Below are 18,681 nucleotides of genomic sequence, written 5' to 3' on the forward strand. Positions count from 1 at the left end.
TCTCACCGGGCTATGGCCGCGTGGGCGGCGAGGCAAGCCATGTCCAGGAGCTGGTTCACCCCCGCATCCACCGGCACGATCTGCACCGGCCGGCTCATGCCCATGAGCAGCGGACCGATGGTGGTGGCGCTGGTGAGGCGGGGCACCGCCTTGGTGAGGATGTGCGCGGCGTGCAAGCCAGGCATCACCAGCACGTTCGCCGGCCCGGTCAGGCGGCAGAACGGGTAGAGGTGCGCACGGAGCGCCGGGTCGAGCGCCACGTCCGCCGCCATCTCGCCGTCGTACTCGAAGTCGGCGCCGCGCTGGTCGAGCAGCTTCACCGCTTCGCGGATCGAGCCCGGGATGGAGCCCTTCGGGTCGCCGAACGTGGAGAAGGACAGGAAGGCCACGCGCGGTTCGTGCCCCAGGCGCCGCGCCGCCGCCGCCGACTGCTCAGCGATGTCGGCCAGCGCCGCGGCGCCCGGCCGCTCGTGGATGGCGGTGTCGGCGATGAACACGGTGCCGGAGACGCGCGCCAGCATCAGGGTGAGGCCGAACAGCACCTGGCCCGGCGCCGGGTCGATCGCCGCGCGGATGCCCTCCAGCGCCACCGAATAGGAGCGCGTGGCGCCGGTGACGAGGGCGTCCGCGTCGCCGGTCGCCAGCATGCACGCGGCGAAGACGTTGCGGTCGGTGTTGACCAGCCGCTGGCAGTCCCGGAACAGGAAGCCCTCCCGCTGGCGGCGTTCGTACAGGAACTCCGCGTAGCGCCGGTTGCTGTGCGACAGGCGCGCGTTGTGGATCTCGATGCCGTCCGGGAAGGGGATGCCGAGCCCCGCCACGGTGGCCTGGATGCGGTCCTCGCGCCCGACCAGCACCGGCGTGCCGTAGCCGGCGTTGCGGAAGGCGATGGCGGCGCGGATCACCTTCTCTTCCTCGCCCTCGGCGAAGACCACCTTGCGCGGATTGGCCCGCACCCGCTCGTTGATCAGCTCCAGCGCGTTGGCCGTGGAGTCGAGCCGGCCGGCCAGCTCGCGGGCGTAGCGCGTCATGTCCGCCATGGGCTTCCGGGCGACGCCGGAATCGACCGCGGCCTTGGCCACGGCGACGGGCACGCGCGAGATCAGGCGCGGGTCGAAGGCGTTGGGGATGATGTACTCGGGGCCGTAGCGGAGCGACTTGCCGGCGCCGGCGGTGTTGACCTCCTCCGGCACGTCCTCCCGCGCCAGCAGCGCCAGCGCGCGCGCCGCGGCGATCTTCATGGTGTCGTTGATGGTGGAGGCGCGCACGTCCATGGCGCCGCGGAAGATGAAAGGGAAGCCGAGGACGTTGTTGACCTGGTTCGGGTAGTCGCTGCGCCCGGTGGCGACGATGCAGTCCGGCCGCGCCGCCTTCGCTTCCTCCGGGGTGATCTCCGGGTCGGGGTTGGCCATGGCGAAAATGATCGGCTTGTCCGCCATGGCGCGGACCATCTCCTGCGTCACCGCGCCCTTGATGGACAGACCGAAGAACACGTCGGCGCCTTCCAGGGCCTGCGTCAGCGTCCGCGCCTTGGTCTCGACGGCGTGGGCGGACTTCCACTGGTTCATGCCCTCGGTGCGGCCCCGCCAGAGCACGCCCTTGGTGTCGCACATGATGATGTTCTCGGGCCGCATCCCCATGGCGCGCAGCAACTCGGCGCAGGCGATGGAGGCGGCGCCGGCGCCGTTGATGACCAGGCGCGTGTCCTTCAGGTCGCGCCCGGTCAGGTGGGCGGCGTTGATGAGGCCGGCGGCGGCGACGATGGCGGTGCCGTGCTGGTCGTCGTGGAACACCGGGATGTCCATCAGCTCGCGCAGGCGCTGCTCGATGACGAAGCACTCCGGCGCCTTGATGTCCTCCAGGTTGATCCCGCCGAAGGAAGGGCCGAGGAAGCGCACCGCGTTGACGAACTCGTCCGCGTCCTCGGTGTCGATGCAGAGGTCCATGCCGTCCACGTCGGCGAAGCGCTTGAACAGCGCGACCTTGCCCTCCATCACCGGCTTGGAAGCCAGCGCGCCGAGGTTGCCGAGGCCCAGGACCGCCGTGCCGTTGGACACCACGGCGACGAAGTTGCCCTTGCTCGTGTAGTCGTAGGCGAGGCTGCGGTCGCGGTGGATGTGCAGGCAGGGCTCGGCGACACCGGGCGAGTAGGCGAGGGAGAGGTCGCGCGCCGTGGTCAGCGGCTTGGTGAGGCGCGTTTCCAGCTTCCCGGGCCGGCCCGCGGCGTGCATGGCCAGCGCTTCCTCGGGCGTGGTGCGCGCCGTGCGGTTGTCCACGATGGCTTCGGCCGGGCCGGGCGCGGGTGTGATGTCCATGGTCGAGACGTTCCCTCGGAGGATTTTTGGGCGCCGCCGCGGCGGGCCGCCGTCTTGGTCGGTGCTGTTCCCGGGTCCGGAGGCCCGGCCGGCCAGTCTTGCAGCCGCCGCCGGCTCGCGGAAGTCCGGCGGCGACACGTTCCGCCGCCCCGCCCGCCGGGCCCCTCGGCTGTTCCCAGGGCGGCGAGTCCTGCTCTAGGAAGGCAGGCATGGACTCCCCACCCGCCCCGGCGCTCGGCCCGGTGCCTCCCGCCGAGGGCGCCTCGCCCGCCATGGCGCAGTGGTTCGCGGCCAAGGCGCAACACCCGGACGCGCTGCTCTTCTTCCGCATGGGCGATTTCTTCGAGCTGTTCTTCGCCGACGCGGAGGCGGCGTCCGAGGCGCTCGGCCTGGCGCTCTCCTTCCGCGGGGAGCACCGCGGCCAGCGGGTGCCGATGTGCGGCGTCCCGGCCCACGCGCACGAAGCCCACCTCGCGCGGCTGATCCGGCGCGGCTTCCGGGTCGCGGTTTGCGAACAGATGGAGACGCCGGAGGAGGCCAAGAAGCGCAAGGCGTCGACGCTGCGGCGCGAGGTGGTGCGGCTGGTGACGCCGGGCACCGTCACCGAGGACGCGCTGTTGGAGGCCGCCCGCCCCGCTTGGCTGCTGGCCCTGGCGCCGGGTGAGGGGGGCGCGGTCGGCGCCGCGTGGCTCGACGTCTCCACCGGCGCTTTCGAAACGGAATCGCTGCCCGCAGCCGCCGACCTCCCCGGCTTGCTGGCCCGGCTGGAACCCGCCGAACTGCTGGCGCCGCCCGACTTGGCCGCGGTCCTGCCCGCGCTCGCCGGGGAGCGCGCGACGGAGGCGGTGCCGCCGCGCGACGCGCCCGGGTTGGTCGCGGCCGCCTACGGCGTGGCCACCCTGGACGGCTTCGGCGCCTACACCGCGGCGGAGGTGTCCGCGGCGGCGATGGCGCTGGATTATGTCCGAACGACGCAGCGCGGCGGCCCCGAAGCCCTCGCGCACCTGTCGCGCCCGATGCCGCGGGGGACGAAGGGCGTGTTGCAGATGGACGCCGCCACCCGGCGCAGCCTGGAGATTCTCCGTAGCGAGCGCGGCGACACGCGCGACTGCCTGCTCGGCGCGGTGGACCGCACCCTGACCGCCGCGGGCGGGCGGGAGCTGGCCTCGCGCCTAGCCTGCCCGCTGGCGGAAGCGGGGCCGGTGCTCGCCCGGCACGACGCGGTGGCGGCGCTGCTGGCCTCGGCGCCGCTGCGGACCGCGGTGCGCGACGCGCTGCGCGGCGCGCCCGACATGGCGCGCGCCCTGGGCCGGCTCTCGCTCGACCGCTTCGCGCCGCGCGACTTGGCGGCGATCCGCGACGGGCTCGGCCGCGCCGCCGCCGGTGCCGCCGCCTTGGAAGCGGCGGGCCCGGCCCTGCCGCCGCTCTTGCGGGAAGCGGCGGCGGCGCTCCGGCCCGAGCCGGACCCGGCACCGGAACTCGGACGGGCGTTGGTGGAAACCTTGCCGGCGCGGCTGGACGACCCTGGGCTGGTCGCCGCCGGGTACGACGGGCAGCTCGACGGGCTGCGCCGGCTGCGGGACGACGCGCGCGGCGCCATCGCCGCCATGCAACTCGACCTCGCCCAGGCCTGGGGTGTGGCGAGCCTGAAGGTCCGGCACCACCAGCAATTCGGTTATCTGGCCGAGGTGCCGGCCGCGGCCGGCGAAAAGTTGCTGCGCGAGGCGCCGAAGGGCGCGGCGGGACCGCTGGCGCCGGTCCACCGGCAGACCATGGCGAACGGGCACCGCTTCACCTGCGCCGCGCTGGCCGACCTGGACCGCAAGCTGGCCGAGGCCGGCGATGCGGCGGCCAAGCGCGAGCGGCAGATCGCCCGGCACCTGCGCGGCCTCTGCCTCGGCGCTGCCGCCGGCATCGGCGGGGCGGCGGCGGCGCTGGCCGAGGTGGACGTCCACGCCGCCGCGGCCGCGCTGGCGGCGGAAGGCGGCTGGTGCCGGCCGGAGATCGTGGAGGACCGGCCGGATTTCGCGGTGACGGCCGGGCGGCACCCCGTGGTGGCCGCGGCGCTGGCGCGGGCGGGGACCAAGGCGGGCGGCGGCGCCTTCGTGCCCAACGATTGCGACCTTTCGCCCGGCCGGCGGGTGTGTCTGCTCACCGGCCCGAACATGGCGGGCAAATCAACCTTCCTCCGGCAGAACGCCCTGGTCGCCGTGCTGGCCCAGACCGGTATGTTCGCGCCTGCCGAGTCGGCGCGCCTGGGCCTCGTTGACCGGCTGTTCTCCCGCGTCGGCGCGGCGGACGACATCGCCGGGGGGCGCTCCACCTTCATGGTGGAAATGGCGGAAACGGCGGCCATCCTGAACCAGGCGGGGCCGCGCAGCCTGGTGGTGCTGGACGAGGTGGGGCGCGGGACCGCCACCTGGGACGGACTGGCCGTGGCCTGGGCGGTGCTGGAGGCGCTGCACGACCGACTGCGCTGCCGCACCATCTTCGCCACGCATTTCCACGAACTTACGGCGCTCGCGGGACGCCTCCCCGAATTGTCCCTTTCCACCATGCGGGTGCGGGAATGGCGCGGGCAGGTGGTGTTCCTGCACAGCGTCGGCGCGGGCGCGGCGGAGCGGAGCTGGGGCCTGCACGTGGCCCGGCTCGCCGGGGTGCCGAAGGCGGTGCTGGCCCGAGCGGGGGCGGTGCTGGAAGCGCTGGAAGAGCGGGCGCGAGGGCTTGAACCGCTTTCGGAAGAATTGCCGTTGCTGTCGCGGGCGGCGGCCCCGGCAGTGGAGCCGGAGCCGGAAGAGGTTTCGGAGGGCCGGCACCACCCGGCCTTGGAGGCCCTGGCCGTGCTCGATCCGGACGCCCTTTCGCCACGGGAAGCGCAAGAAGCGCTTTACCGGCTGCGATCCATGCTTGACGACGCTGTTTTTGCGCCGCAGCACGCGCTAAGTTCACCGGGATGAAACCTGCGGCCGCCCTTCCCGACGGGCCGTCGGCGCGCCGCGCGCCGGCGTTGGCCGAGGTCAACCTCATCATCCCCGACCTCATCGCGGAACTGACCGGAAGCGCGGGGAGCGGCGGTCCGGTGCGGCGCGAGGTGGCGCTGGACCTGCTGCGCCGGCACCTCGGGGGCATCCAGGAGAGCGTGCAAGCCGCCTTTGAGGCGCGCCAGCTCTCGGGCCTCGCCGCCGCGCGCTGGCTGGCGGCGCTGTCCGATGGTCTGATGCAGGCCATCCACGCCTACGCCCAAGCGATGGTGCCGGCGGCCATCCCGGCCGAAGAGCCGCCCTTCGCGCTGGTGGCGACCGGCGGCTACGGGCGGGGCGTGCTGGCGCCGTTTTCGGACATAGACCTGCTTTTCCTCACCGAAGGGACGGCGGGGCCGCGGTCGCAGCGGCTGGTGGAGTTTGTTCTGTACCTGCTCTGGGACCTGGGGCTGAAGGTCGGCCACGCGACCCGCAGCGTCCGCGAGTGCATGGCCGAAGCGGGGCGCGACACCAGCGTGCTCACCGCGCTGGTGGACGCGCGCTTCCTGGTGGGCGACCGGGCCGTTTTCGACCGCTTCGGCGACGTGTTCGACCGCGCCCGGCGGGAGCGCGGTCTCGCCCCCTTCCTGGCCGCGAAGCGGGAAGAGCGCGCCGCCCGGCACGCGCGGTACGGCGACAGCCCGTACATGGTGGAACCGCACGTCAAGGAGGGACGTGGCGGCCTGCGCGACCTCCAAACCCTTTACTGGCTCGCCCGCTACGCCTTCGGCACGGAGCGGATGCCGGAACTGGTGGGGCCGGACAGCCCCGGCGGCGGCCTGTTGTCCGAGCACGAGGCGCGCGCCATCCGCCGCGCCTGGAACTTCCTCTGGACCGTGCGCTTCCACCTCCACTACGTCGCGGGCCGCGCCGAGGAGCGATTGACCTTCGACCTGCAGCCGGTGGTCGGCGCCCGCATGGGCTACGCGCCGCGCGGGCGGCAGGACGGCGTCGAGCGCTTCATGAAGCACCTGTTCCTGACGGTGCGGGACGTGAACCGGCTGACCCGCGTGCTGGAGCCCGCCATCGAGCGCGCGGCGCTGGGGCCGCCGGCGGCCCGCAAGCAGGGGAACGCCGCGCTGGCCGCGGCGGGCTTGGCCTTGGCCGATGGCAAGCTGGTGGCGGCGCCGCCCAACCGCGACTTCTCGCGCGAGCCGGTGCTGATGCTGCGCATCCTGCGCGCGGCCCGCGATCGCAGGCTGGAAATCCACCCGCTGGCGGTGCGGGCGCTGATCCGCAACGCCCACCACGCCGCCCGGCTGCGCGGCGAGCCGGAGGCGAGCGGCCTCTTCCTCGACCTGCTCACCGGCCGCGGCGCCGCGCAGTGGCTGGGCTTCATGAACGAGACGGGGTTCCTGTCCCGGTTCATCCCCGAATGGTGGCGGATCGTCGGGCTGATGCAGTTCGACACCTACCACGTGTTCACCGTGGACGAGCACACGATCCAAGCGGTCGGCGTGCTGGAGCAGCTCGGACGTGGCGAGCTGGCGGAGGTGGCGCCGGTGGCGAGCGAGCTCATCGGCCAGGTCCACTCGCGCCGCGCCCTCTACATGGCGACCCTGCTGCACGACATCGCCAAGGGCCGGGGCGGCGACCATTCGGAACTGGGCGCGCGAATCGCGCAGGAGGTCTGTCCGCGCCTCGGCATGACGCCCGAGGAAACCGAGACGGTGTCCTGGCTGGTGCTGCACCACCTGCTGATCAGCCAGAGCGCCTTCAAGCGCGACATCGAGGACCCGAAGACCATCCTCGACATCGCCGACCTGGTGCAATCGCCCGAGCGGCTGCGGCTGCTGCTGGTGCTGACGGTGGCCGACATGCGCGCCGTAGGGCCGAAGGTGTGGAACGGCTGGAAGGCGACACTGCTGCGCGAGGTGTACTGGCGCGTGGCGGAGGTGCTGGCCGGCGGCCTCTCGGTGCCCGAACGCGACGTGCGCGTGGCGAGGGCCCGGGACTCGGCCGCGGCGCTGCTCGCCGCTTGGCCAGGGGCCGACCGCGAGCGCTTCCTCGGCCTCGGCTATCCGGGCTACTGGCTGTCCTTCGACGCCGAGACCCACGCCCGCCACGCGGCGCTGGTCCGGGAGGCCGAAGCGTCCGGCGTCCCGCTGACGCTCCGCACCCGCGTCCTCGACTCCCGCGCGGTGACGGAGGTGACGGTCTACGCCGCCGACCACCCCGGCCTGTTCAGCCGAATCGCGGGGGCGCTCGCGGTGGCCGGCGCCTCCATCGTGGACGCGCGCATCCACACGCTGACCAACGGCATGGCGCTCGACACCTTCTGGGTGCAGGACGCGGCGGGCGGCGCCTTCGACCAGCCGCACCGGCTGGCGCGGCTGTCGGCGCTCGTGTCCCAAGCGCTGTCCGGGCAACTGCGCCTGCGCGAGGAGATCCGCAAGGTCCGCCGGGAGCCGGCGCGGCTGCGCGCTGTGACGGTGCCGCCGCGGGTCGTGTTCGACAACCATGCCAGCAACACCCATACCGTGATCGAGGTGAACTGCCGTGACCGGCCCGGCCTGCTGCACGACGTCACGGGAGCGATCAGCGCGCAGGGGCTCCAGATCGCCTCGGCCCACATCACCACCTACGGCGTGCGGGCGGTGGACGTGTTCTACGTGAAGGACGTGTTCGGGCTGAAGGTGGAGAACGAGCGCAAGCTCAACGCGCTGCGCGCGGCGCTGCAAACCGCCCTGGCGCCGCCGGCCGACCCCGCCAAGGAAGCGCCGGTGCGCCCGGCGACGAGCGCCGCGGGCTGAGGCGCTCCGGGCCGGAGGTCCGAGGCGCGGCGTTCCGGCGCGGCGACCGGTCCCGGACCGATCCGGCCGGTAGAAAGGGGATCGTGCCATGGCGCTCCGGTCCCCGCGCTCGGGGAAGGTCGACACGCACTTCTCCATGGGGGGCACGGCGCGCTTCTCGTTTTCGCCCCACCGGCCCGGGCCCGGGTGGCCGCCGCCACGCGGCGGCCTTCGCTACACCAGGGCGGCGTTCCGGCGGTCGTCCGCCGGCTCGGCCAGGGCGGCCTGCAACGCCGCGACGGTCTCGGCCGCGACGTCCAACACCTCGCGCCGCAGCGCCACGGCGCCCGGCCGCGCGGTGCCGCCGTGTTCCGGCTCTGCGGCGGGGGCGGCCAGCGCCGAGTGCAACCGCCGCGCCGCCCCGGCCAAACGCTCCGCCCCAAGCGTGGCCGCCGCCCCGGCCAGCCGGTGCGCGGGCTGCGCGAAGGCCGGCCCGGCGTCGTCTGGGAGGTCCGCGAGCAGCGTCGCAGCGGCCTTGATCTCGTCCACGAACTCACCGGCGAGGGACAGCGAGGCGCGCCGGTCGAGACCGGGCACCACGATCATCGCCGCGGCGGCGCGCGCCAGGATGGGCAGCGCCGCGACAGGCGGCGGCTCCGCCGCGCCGGCGGCCGCGCCGCCACCGCAGTCCCGCCCGGGGGACGCGCCGGGAAGGCGCGCCACGGCCGCATCGAGCGCCGCGAGGAGCGCGCCGCGCTCGATCGGCTTGGCAAGGTGCGCGTCCATGCCGGCGGCCCGGCACGCCGCGATGTCCTCGGGGAAGGCGCCCGCGGTGACCGCCAGCACGGGCACGCGGCCGGCTGCGCCCGGGAGGGCGCGGATGCGCCTGGTCGCTTCCCGCCCGTCGAGCCCCGGCATCATCACGTCCATCAGCACGGCGTCGAATGGCGGATGGGGCATGTCGGCCACCGCCGCGACCGCGTCCTCGCCGCGGCTGACGCAGCTCACCCTGTGCCCCGCCGACTCCAGCAGGGCGCGCACCACCGCGAGGTTGGCCGGCACGTCGTCGGCCACCAGCACCCGCAGCGACCGCTCCCGCGGCGCGCCGCCTTCGGCCCCTCCGCGCTCGGCGGCCGGTTGTCCCCCATCCGCCGGCGCGGGGGCGGGCTCCAGCGGCAGTTCCGTCCAGAACAGCGCCCCGCGGCCCGCGGGCGCCGCGGGATTCGCTTCGCAGCCGATGCGCCCTTCCATGCGCGCCGCGATGTGCGCGGCGATGGCCAAGCCGAGGCCGGCGCTGTCGGGCCTTTCCCCGAGCTGGACGAAATCGCCGAAGATTTCGGTGCGGAGCGCTTCGGGCACCCCCGGCCCGTCGTCGCCCACCTCGATCCTGACGGGCACGCGCCCGGACGCGTCGGCCGCCTGCGCGGCGGTTGCGCGCAGTTCCACCCGGCCGCCGGAAGACGTGAATTTCACCGCGTTAGAGAGGAAGTTGAGGACGAGCTGGCGCAGCCGCGTCCCGTCGGCCACCACCACGCGCGGGACGTCCGAGGAAACCGCGACGTGCAGGGTCAGCCGTTTGTCCGCCGCGGTGGCGCGCACCCAATCGACGCATTCCCGGACGAGGTCGGGCAGGGAAACAGGCGTCGGCCGCAGCTCGAACCGCCCGGCTTCGATCTTGGCGAGGTCCAGCACGTCGTTGGCGACCGCGACGAGGTGGCGGCCGGCCGCCTCCAAGGTGCGCGCGCGTTCCCGCTGCGCCGGCGCGAGCGCGGGGTCGGCGGCCAGCGCCTGCGCCAGGCCGAGCACGCCGTTCAGGGGCGTGCGCAGCTCGTGGCTCATGTGCGCCAAGAACCGGGATTTCGCCTCCGTCGCGCTCCGCGCCGCGTCGCGCGCCGCGGCGGTGTCGGCCAACGCGGCCTTGAGGGCGGTGATGTCCGTGCGGATGCCCACCGTGCCGCCGTCCTCGGTGCGCCGTTCCGTCACCAGGAGCCAGCGCCCGTCGGGCAGCAAGCGCTCCATCGGCGCGTGGTCGCCGCGGTGCCACGCCGTGATGTCCCTGACGAAGCCGTCTATGTCGTTGCCGGCCTGCGGGTACTGGCCGCGCTTGGCGCCCTCGCGGATGATGTCCTCGAACAGCGCCCCGGGTCGGATGAAGGGGGCGCTGACGGCGTAGAGTTCGCGGTAGCGGCGGTTGCAGACCACCAGCCTGTCGTAGGTGTCGAACATGACGAAGCCGTCGGACATGGCTTCGATCGCGTTCTCCAGCACCCGGCGCGCCCGCGCCCGTTCAGCCTCGATCTTCTCCCGCTGACGGAGGGCGGCCAGGAGCGCCAAGGCCAGGGCCGCCAGCATCAGGGCGGCCGCGGCAGCCACGAGTTGGACGCGCTTCCGGTCCAGCATCCACTCCGCGAAGGCGGCGTGCTTTTCCAAGGTCGCCACAACAACCACGTCGGAGTACAGCGTGGCCCGCGCCGACGCGACGACCGGAGCGTCGGAGAAGCGGCTGTGCATGGCGAAAGCCGAGCCGTCCGTCGGCATGTCGGCCGTGGCGCGGGAAAGCCGCTCGCCGACCCTCGCCTCGTCGTGCGGCTGGCTGACCAAGAGCCTCCCTTCTGCCGTTTCGACGGTGATGCGCAACCCTTCCTGCTCGCCGGCGGCGCCCAGCACGGTGGCGAGGAGCGGCACCGGCACCTCCGCCAGCGCCAGCATCTCCCCGATCTCGGGCACCTCGACCGGCCGGCCGAGGAACAGCGCCCATTCGCCGGTCAAGGGGTTGCGCACCGGGCCAAGGATCGAAACCGCCCCCTGGCCCGGCCGGATGGCCGACGCGCCGGGCGGCAAGGGCGGCGGCCGTTCGCGGGAGGCCGGCAGCGCCGCCGCCCATGTGGTGCCGTCGGGGCGCAAGAGGAGCAGGTCGCGGAATTGGAAGTTCTGGAAGTCCAGTTCCAGGAGCAGCCGGTCGGCCGTTTGCGCGTCCAGGCGGCGGTCGCGCGCGAGGTGGGCCAGGAGCGCGGGGAGGCCGGCGAGCGTCCCGTCGACCGACAGGAGGTGCCGGTTGAGCGCGCCCTCGGCCACGCGCGCCACCCGCTGCACCGTGGCCCGCGCGGCGGCATCCGCCGTGCGGTGCATCCGCTCGACGAGCAGCGCGGCGCCGGTCAGGACCGCCAGCAGCAGCACGGCGACCGAGACGCCGATCGCGAACCGGAGGCCGCGCGCCAGCACCCGCTACCGCTCCTTGGCCCAAAGGCCGAGCGCCGGGGCGATGTGGCGGTTCCAAGTCTCGGCGCAGCCGGCGCCGCAGCGGCGGACCCAACTCGGCAGCACCACGTCCCGGAGGAGTTGCGCCCGGAGCGCCTCGTCCTGGTCCCGTTCCTCCACGATCGTCATGCGGCCGCGCCGGCCGTCGACGCAGTCGTCAGACCCGGCGTTGCAGGCCAAGCCGTTCTCCGTTTCGACCTCCGCCGACCGCCAGATCTCGTCTTCGAGCTGCCGCAGCCCCTCGCCGAGGCTCGTCCGCACGTCTTCCGGCAGCGCCAGCCAAGTTGTGCGGTTGACGGCGAAGACCGAAACGCCCCACCCGACGGCCAAGCGCGACAGGTGCGACGTCAGCTCGTGCAGGCCGATCGCGTTGCCGGACATGGCGGCGGTTATCGCGCATTCCACCACGCCGCTGCGCATCGCCCCTAGGGTCTCGGCAAAGGGGATCACCACAGGCGCCGCGCCGAGGGCGGAGACCAGCTCCGATTGCCCGACCGACGAGGTGCGGACGCGGCGCCCGGCGAGGTCGGACAGGCCCGAGAAGGGGCGGCGGCAGAACACCACCTGCGCGGGGTAGGTGTACACGGCCAGCAGCTCCACCGCGTAGCGGTCCCGGAGGAGGGCCTTGAGGCCCGGCCGCCACAGGGCGGCGGTGCGCCTCAGGCTCGCCACGTCCGGGTTGAGCACCGGCAGGTCGATGCCGTTCAGCTCCGGATCGTCCGCGGCGGCGAGGCTGAGGAGCACGTTCCCGAACGGGACGACCCCAAGCCGCATGAGCTGGAGCATCTCCTGCCCACGGATGCCGCTGCGATCGAACGGGGCGATTTCCACCTTGACCCGCCCGCCCGTCAGCTCCGGCACGCGCCGGCTCCAGAACGGCTGCTCGTGCCGGACATATTGGCGGAGGTCGGCGAGGCCGCCCGCCACCCGGAGGCGTATGGACGGCGGTTGCGAATCGCCCGCGGCGACGGCCGGAGGCGGCGCGAAAAGCAGCGCCGCCCCGAGGGCCAGGAGCGGCCCGGCGGCGAAGAAGGCCCGGGAACGCGTCCGGAATGGGCTGATTGGGCACGTCATTTCACTCGGTCCCGCAACCTCCGTCACCTCAACGCCGGCGTAGCACAACTTTCCGGTGCGCGCCGCACTATCTCGCGTGCGACGGCCTCGAAGATTATCGCGTTCTGGTTGCGGAACGGCGAGGAAGGTGGTCGGGCCGCTGCCCGGCCGCCGGTCAGGACTCCAGCCGGACGCCGGTGCGCCGCACGATCTCGCGGTAGCGCGCCACCTCGCGCTCCACGAAGGCACGGGCTTCGGCCGGCCCGTTAGGGGCCCGCCACGTATCATGGCCGGCGGCGAGCATGCGGTCGCGCAGCGATTCCTCGGCCAGGGAGGCGACCAGCGCCCGGTTCAGGGCTTCCGACACCGCCGGCGCCATGCCGGGAGGCCCGGCCAGGATGTAGAAGTGCGTGAACTCGAAGCCGGGAACGCCGCTCGCGGCCAAGGTCGGGGTGTCGGGATAGGTGGGGAAGCGCTCCGTGCCCGTGACGGCGACGCCGCGCGCCAGCCCGTCGCGGACCATGGCGTTGGCGGAGGCGAGGGCGGCTATGCCGAACTGCGCTTCCCCGGTGTGGATGGCCTGCATCATCTGGGCGCCGCTGCGGTAGGGCACATGGACGAACTGCGTGCCCAGGTGCTGCGCCAGCATCTCGGTCGCGAGGTGCAGGATGCCGCCGACGCCGGAGGTGGCGTAGGTGACGCTGCCACGCGGCGCGTCCCGCAGCTTGGCGACAGTGGCCGCCGGGGTGGCGGCGGCGAAGGCGTTGTTGGCGACCAGGATCAGCGGCGGCGTCCCGATCACGCCAAGGTGGGTGAAATCCGCCACCGCGTCGTACTTGTTCCAGCCGACCAGGGCGTTCTGGGCGATGGCGTGGGAGCCGGTCTCGGCCAGCATGACGGTGTGGCCGTCGGGCGCTTGCCGGCGCAGCCAGTCGGCCGCGATCACGCCGGACGCGCCGGGCCGGTTCTCCACCACCACGCGGGCGGCAGGGTCGAGGTGGGCGGCCAAGCGGTCTGCGAGCAGGCGGGCGGCGATGTCGGTGGAGCCGCCGGGCGAATAGCCGCTCACCACGGTGACGGGCTTGGACGCCGGCGCGAAGGCGGTTCCTTGGGCCTGGACGGCGGCGGGCCGCCCGGCCGCCACCGCGGCGGCGAGCGAGCCGGCGCCCGCGGTAAGGAAAAGGCGTCGGCGCATCCGTGTCCTCCCGTGTGTGTGTCGTTTTGCCGGGCGCAAGGAAGCACCGGCGCCGGCCGGCAGGGAAGGGGTGGCCTTTGCAAGCCTCGGCGCCGATCCGGCATGCTCCCGGCCCAAACAGGGAGGGGAGCATGGTTGCGGCGGCGACCGGCGGCCCGGCGGTCCGGGCCTTCTTCGACGAGGCGACGAACACCGTCACCTACTTGGTGTGGGACCCGGCCACCAAGCGGGGCGCAGTGATCGATCCGGTGCTGGATTGGGACAACCGCAGCGGCGAAGCAGGCACGGCCAGCGCCGACGCTGTGCTCCGCGCGGCGGGGGACGAGGGCGTCGCGCTGGACTGGGTGCTGGAGACCCATGTCCATGCCGACCACCTGACCGCGGCGCCCTACGTGAAGGCGCGCACCGGCGCCCCGATCGGCATCGGCGAGCGCATCAAGGACGTGCAGACCATCTTCCGCCCGGTGTTTAACGCCGAGGACTTGGCGCCGGAGGGCGGCGACTTCGACCGCCTGTTCCGCGACGGCGAGGAGTTCGCCCTCGGCTCGCTCACGGCCCGGGTCATGCACGTGCCCGGCCACACCCCGGCCTGCGTCGCCTACCGCATCGGCGACGCGGTTTTCGTGGGCGACACCCTGTTCATGCCGGATTACGGCACCGCGCGCTGCGACTTCCCGGGCGGCAGCGCCCGGGCGCTGTGGCGCTCCATCCGCCGGCTGCTGGACCTGCCGCCGGCGACGCGCGTGTTCACGGCGCACGACTACAAGGCGCCGGGGCGCGACGCTTACGCCTGGGAGAGCACGGTGGCGGAGCAGCGGGCGCGCAACCCGCACGTCAAGGACGGCACCACGGAGGAGGAGTTCATCGCCATGCGCGAGGCGCGGGACGCGAAGCTGTCGCCGCCGGCGCTGCTGGTGCCCTCCATCCAGGTGAACATGCGCGCCGGGCGCTTCCCGCCCGCCGAGAGCAACGGCGTGCGCTACTTGCGCATCCCGGTGAAGATGCGGGAGGGCCCCGCCCTCACACCGTGAGCAGGCGGCGAACCGCCTCGTCCTCCAGTTCGCCCACCGGCCCGCGGAGCGCGACCTCGCCGCGCACCATGACGGCGACCCGATCGGCGAGGTCGCGGGCGAATTCGAAGTATTGCTCCACCAGCACCACCGCGAGGCCGCGGTCCCGGGCCAAGTGGCGGATCACGCGGGCGATGTCCTTGATGACGCTCGGTTGGATGCCCTCGGTCGGCTCGTCGAGGATGAGCAGGCGGGGGCGGGCGGTGAGCGCGCGGGCGATGGCGAGCTGCTGCTGTTGGCCGCCGGACAGGTCGCCGCCGCGCCGGCGGAGGAACTGCTTCAGCACAGGGAACAGGGCGAAGACCTCCTCCGGCACGAAGCGGGCGCCGCGCGAGGCGGCGGCGAGCGCGGTTTCCAGGTTTTCCTGCACCGTCAGGAACGGGAAGATCTCGCGCCCTTGCGGCACGTAGCCGATGCCGGCGCGGGCGCGCTCGGCCGGGGGCATGGCGGCGATGTCTCGGCCTTCCCAGACGATGCGGCCGGACTGCGCGCGCTCCAGGCCGACGATGGCGCGCATGAGGCTCGACTTGCCGACGCCGTTGCGGCCGAGGACGCAGGTGATGCGGCCGGGGTCGGCTTCCAGCGACACGCCGCGCAGGCACCGGCTGGCGCCGTAGGAGAGGTCCAGGGCTTCGACGCGCAGCGCCACCGATCAGCGCCCCAGGTAGACTTCGACCACGCGCGGGTCGTTCTGAACGTGGTCAATACTGCCTTCCGAGAGCACGCTCCCCTCGTGCAGCACGGTGACGCGGCGGCCGAGCGCGCGGACGAACTCGAGGTCGTGCTCCACTGCCACCACGCTGCGGGTGCCGGCGATGCGGCGGAGCAGGGCGGCGGTGTGCTCCGTCTCCTGGTCGGTCATCCCGGCGACGGGCTCGTCCACCAGCAGCAGCTCCGGGTCTTGCATCAGCAGCATCCCGATCTCCAGCCATTGCCGTTGGCCGTGCGAGAGGATGGCGGCGCGGTCCTGCGCGCGGGCGGACAGGCCGGTCTCGTCCAGCACGGCTTCGACCCGGCGGCGCGCCTCGCCGGACAGGGCCCAGCGCAGGCACGCCAGGGGACCACGCGGCGCTTTCAGGGCCAATTCCAGGTTCTCGAACACCGTCAGCGCGTCGAACACCGTGGGCTTTTGGAACTTGCGGCCGATGCCTAGGGTGGCGATGGCGGCCTCGTCCAGCCGCGTGAGGTCGTGGTCGCGGAAGCGCACCTGCCCGGCGCTGGGGCGGGTCTTGCCGGTGATGACGTCCATCATCGTGGTCTTGCCGGCGCCGTTCGGGCCGATGACGGCGCGCAGCTCGCCCGGCTCCACGACCAGGGACAGGTTGTCGAGGGCGCGGAAGCCGTCGAACACGACCGAGACGCCGTCCAGGTACAGGACCGGGGCGCTCAAGGCTCGCGCCTCCGCAGCAGCCCGACCAGGCCGCGCGGCAGGAACAGGGTGACGGCGACGAAGAGGCCGCCGAGCGCGAACAGCCACAGGTCCGGCGCCACGGAGGTCAGCCACGTCTTGAGCGCGTTGACGGAGAAGGCGCCGAGCACGGCGCCGACCAGCGTGCCGCGGCCGCCCACCGCCACCCAGACCACGGCCTCGATGGAGTTGCCGGGGCTGAACTCGCCGGGGTTGATGATGCCGACCTGCGGCACGTACAGCGCGCCCGCCAGCCCGGCCAGCACGGCGGAGAGGACGAAGACGAAGAGCTTGATGCGCGTGGTGTCGTAGCCGAGGAAGCGCAAGCGGCTCTCGGCGTCCCTGACCGCCACCAGCACCCGGCCGAGCTTGGAACCGACCACGCGGGCGCAGATCCAGTAGGCGCCGAGCAGGGAAGCGAGGGAGGCGTAGAACAGCGCCGCCCGCGCGCCCGGCGTGTTCAGCGGCATCCCCAACAGCTCCTTGAAGTCGGTGAAGCCGTTGTTGCCGCCGAAGCCCATGTCGTTGCGGAAGAAGGCCAGCATCAGCGCGTAGGTCAACGCCTGGGTGATGATGGAGAAGTAGACGCCGGTGATGCGGCTCCGGAAGGCGAGGAAGCCCACCACCGCCGCCAGGAGTCCCGGCACGGCCAAGGCCATCAGCAGCGCGAAGGGGAAGTGGTCGAAGCCGAGCCAGTACCAGGGCAACTCGCGGTAGCCGAGGAACACCATGAAGTCCGGCAGCACGGGATGCCCGTAGACGCCGCGCGGGCCAATCAGGCGCATCAGGTGCATCCCGATGGCGTAGCCGCCGAGCGCGAAGAAGGCGCCGTGGCCGAGCGAGAGGATGCCGGCGTAGCCCCAGGCGAGGTCGATCGCCAGCGCCAGGACGGCGTAGGTGATCCACTTGCCGGTGACGGACACGACGAAGTCCGAGACGTGCAGGGCGCTGTCCGCCGGCAAGCGGTTAAGGATCGGGAGCAGCGCCAGCAGCAGCACCGCGCCGACCAGCGCCCAACGCAGGACGTCCCGCGCCCTGCCGGCGGCCCGTGGCGCCGCAGGGGAAGCCACGGTGGCGCTCACGCGTCGGCGGCCCGGCCGCGGAGCGCGAAGAGGCCGCGCGGGCGGCGCTGGATGAACAGCATCAGCGCCACCAGCACCGCCACCTTGGCCAGCACCGCGCCGGCCCAGGGCTCCAGCACCTTGTTCACCACGCCCAGCGTCATGGCGCCGACCAGCGTGCCCGCCAGGCTGCCGACGCCGCCGAACACCACCACCATGAAGCTGTCGATGATGTAGCCGGTGCCGAGGTTGGGCGAAACGTTATCGATCTGCGACAGCGCCACCCCGGCCATGCCGGCGACGCCCGAGCCGAAGGCGAAGGTCAGCGCGTCCACCCGCCCGGTGCGGATGCCCATGGTGGCCGCGATTCGCCGGTTCTGCACCACCGCGCGCATCTCCAGCCCGAAGCGCGTCAGGCGGATGGCGGCCACCACCGCGAGCAGCACCGCCAACCCGAAGACGATGATCCAGAGGCGGTTCTGCGTCACCGCCACGCCGCCGGGCAGGGTGAGGGTGCCCTGCATCCAGGCCGGGCTCGTCACGTCCCGGTTCTGCGCGCCGAACAGGGTCCGCACCGCTTGTTGCAGGATCATGCCGACGCCGAAGGTCATCAGCAGGGTTTCGAGCGGCCGGCCGTAGAGGTGCCGGATCAAGCCGCGCTCGATCGCCGCGCCGACCAGGGCCGTGACGAGGAAGGCGGCGGGCACGGACAAGGGCAGGGACCAGGGCAGCAGGGCCGGCACGCCGCGCAGCGCTTCCTGCACGACGACGGCGGTGTAGGCGCCGAGCATCACCATCTCGCCGTGCGCCATGTTTATGACGCCCATCACGCCGAAGGTGACGGCGAGGCCCAGCGCCGCCAGCAGCAGCACGGAGCCGAGCGAGAGGCCCTGGAACAGCGTCTCGGCCGCGCGGCGCAGCGCCAGCCGGCGGTCGATGGCGGCGACGGCGGCCTCGATCTCGGCGGAGAGGCCGGGATCGGCGGCGCGGGCTTCGAGCAGCAGCGCCCGCGCGTCGGTGCTGGCGGTGGCGCCGAGCGCGAAGACGGCGGCGCGCTTTGCTTCCCCGTCGTCGGCGACGAGGCGGGAGGCGGCGAGGGAGAGCTCCATCTGCGCGCGGATGCGCGGCACCGACTCCCGCGCCAGGGCCGCTTCCAGCAGCGGCGCGTTCGCGGCGTCGCGGCTGCGGAATACCGCTTCGGCCGCGGCGAGGCGCTCGCCTGGGTCGGGCGAAACGAGCTGGAGCCGCCCGAGCGCCCCGCGCAGGGCCACGCGGACGCGGTTGTTGACGCGAACCGGCTCGGCCCCCGGCGGTGCCGGTTCGCTGGGCTGGACCACGCCGCCGCCGTCTGGGCGCTTGAGCAGCCGGCCGTCGGCAAGGGCGCGCAGCACCGGCACGGCGCGCGGGTCGCCGAGCGCGCCGAGCCGTTCCACCGCCTCGGCCTGCTGGTTGAAGTTGCCGGCGAGGCCGGCGAGGGCCGCGTCGAAGGCGTCCTGCCCCTGTGCCGCCGCCGGGAGGGCGAGGGCGAGCAGCACCAGGACGGCCCGGATCAGGTTTCCCATGCTCTTC

Annotated in this window: 11 protein-coding genes; 3 read left to right on the top strand and 8 right to left on the bottom strand. The window is 73.3% G+C overall.

Translation table 11 applies throughout. The features are described from left to right. Window positions 1–2: 2 nt before the first annotated feature. Window positions 3–2,315: an NADP-dependent malic enzyme gene (locus ABD067_RS16055; RefSeq protein ID WP_343896359.1), complete on the bottom strand. Its 2,313-nt coding sequence runs from the start codon at window positions 2,313–2,315 to the stop codon at window positions 3–5. A gap of 209 nt (window positions 2,316–2,524) precedes the next feature. Here ABD067_RS16055 and mutS point away from each other — a divergent pair, with 209 nt between their 5' ends. Together mutS and ABD067_RS16065 are read left to right on the top strand one after the other, a co-directional pair. Further along, the gene (mutS, locus tag ABD067_RS16060) at window positions 2,525–5,272 is read left to right on the top strand and encodes a DNA mismatch repair protein MutS (protein WP_343896360.1); all 2,748 of its coding nucleotides are present in this window, start codon (window positions 2,525–2,527) and stop codon (window positions 5,270–5,272) included. Continuing rightward, entirely contained in the window at window positions 5,269–8,088 is a 2,820-nt protein-coding gene (locus tag ABD067_RS16065; protein WP_343896361.1) for a [protein-PII] uridylyltransferase, read from the top strand. Before mutS ends, ABD067_RS16065 begins: the two co-directional genes overlap by 4 nt. 213 nt (window positions 8,089–8,301) lie before the next feature. On the opposite strand, the gene ABD067_RS16070 is transcribed toward ABD067_RS16065, so the two are convergent. Genes ABD067_RS16070 through ABD067_RS16080 form a run of 3 tightly spaced genes read right to left on the bottom strand, consistent with a single transcriptional unit; the run spans window position 8,302 to window position 13,573 of the window. Further along, window positions 8,302–11,289: a hybrid sensor histidine kinase/response regulator gene (locus tag ABD067_RS16070; RefSeq protein WP_343896362.1), complete on the bottom strand. Its 2,988-nt coding sequence runs from the start codon at window positions 11,287–11,289 to the stop codon at window positions 8,302–8,304. Window positions 11,290–11,292: 3 nt separating this feature from the next. Continuing rightward, window positions 11,293–12,666 (bottom strand): TRAP transporter substrate-binding protein, encoded by a 1,374-nt coding sequence (locus ABD067_RS16075; protein WP_343896363.1) that lies wholly within the window; start codon window positions 12,664–12,666, stop codon window positions 11,293–11,295. Beyond that, a complete protein-coding gene (locus ABD067_RS16080; RefSeq protein ID WP_343896364.1) occupies window positions 12,554–13,573 on the bottom strand; it encodes a Bug family tripartite tricarboxylate transporter substrate binding protein in 1,020 nt (339 codons plus the stop codon). The genes ABD067_RS16075 and ABD067_RS16080 overlap by 113 nt, the downstream gene beginning before the upstream one ends. A gap of 131 nt (window positions 13,574–13,704) precedes the next feature. On the opposite strand from ABD067_RS16080, the gene ABD067_RS16085 reads away from it, so the two are divergent. Then, window positions 13,705–14,604: an MBL fold metallo-hydrolase gene (locus tag ABD067_RS16085; RefSeq protein ID WP_343896365.1), complete on the top strand. Its 900-nt coding sequence runs from the start codon at window positions 13,705–13,707 to the stop codon at window positions 14,602–14,604. On the opposite strand, the gene urtE is transcribed toward ABD067_RS16085, so the two are convergent. The 4 genes from urtE to urtB form a co-directional block, all read right to left on the bottom strand. Next, window positions 14,594–15,292, bottom strand: a complete 699-nt coding sequence (gene urtE, locus ABD067_RS16090) for an urea ABC transporter ATP-binding subunit UrtE (protein WP_343896366.1) — start codon at window positions 15,290–15,292, stop codon at window positions 14,594–14,596. The two genes, ABD067_RS16085 and urtE, sit on opposite strands and share 11 nt — an antisense overlap. Window positions 15,293–15,295: 3 nt before the next feature. Beyond that, window positions 15,296–16,033, bottom strand: a complete 738-nt coding sequence (gene urtD / locus ABD067_RS16095) for an urea ABC transporter ATP-binding protein UrtD (RefSeq protein ID WP_343896367.1) — start codon at window positions 16,031–16,033, stop codon at window positions 15,296–15,298. Continuing rightward, window positions 16,030–17,061 (bottom strand): urea ABC transporter permease subunit UrtC, encoded by a 1,032-nt coding sequence (urtC, locus tag ABD067_RS16100; protein WP_408871566.1) that lies wholly within the window; start codon window positions 17,059–17,061, stop codon window positions 16,030–16,032. Before urtC ends, urtD begins: the two co-directional genes overlap by 4 nt. A gap of 68 nt (window positions 17,062–17,129) precedes the next feature. Continuing rightward, window positions 17,130–18,674: an urea ABC transporter permease subunit UrtB gene (urtB, locus tag ABD067_RS16105; RefSeq protein ID WP_343896368.1), complete on the bottom strand. Its 1,545-nt coding sequence runs from the start codon at window positions 18,672–18,674 to the stop codon at window positions 17,130–17,132. Between the last annotated feature and the right edge of the window lie 7 nt (window positions 18,675–18,681).

It is taken from the genome of Craurococcus roseus (assembly GCF_039523795.1).
Taxonomy (GTDB): Bacteria; Pseudomonadota; Alphaproteobacteria; order Acetobacterales; family Acetobacteraceae; genus Craurococcus; species Craurococcus roseus.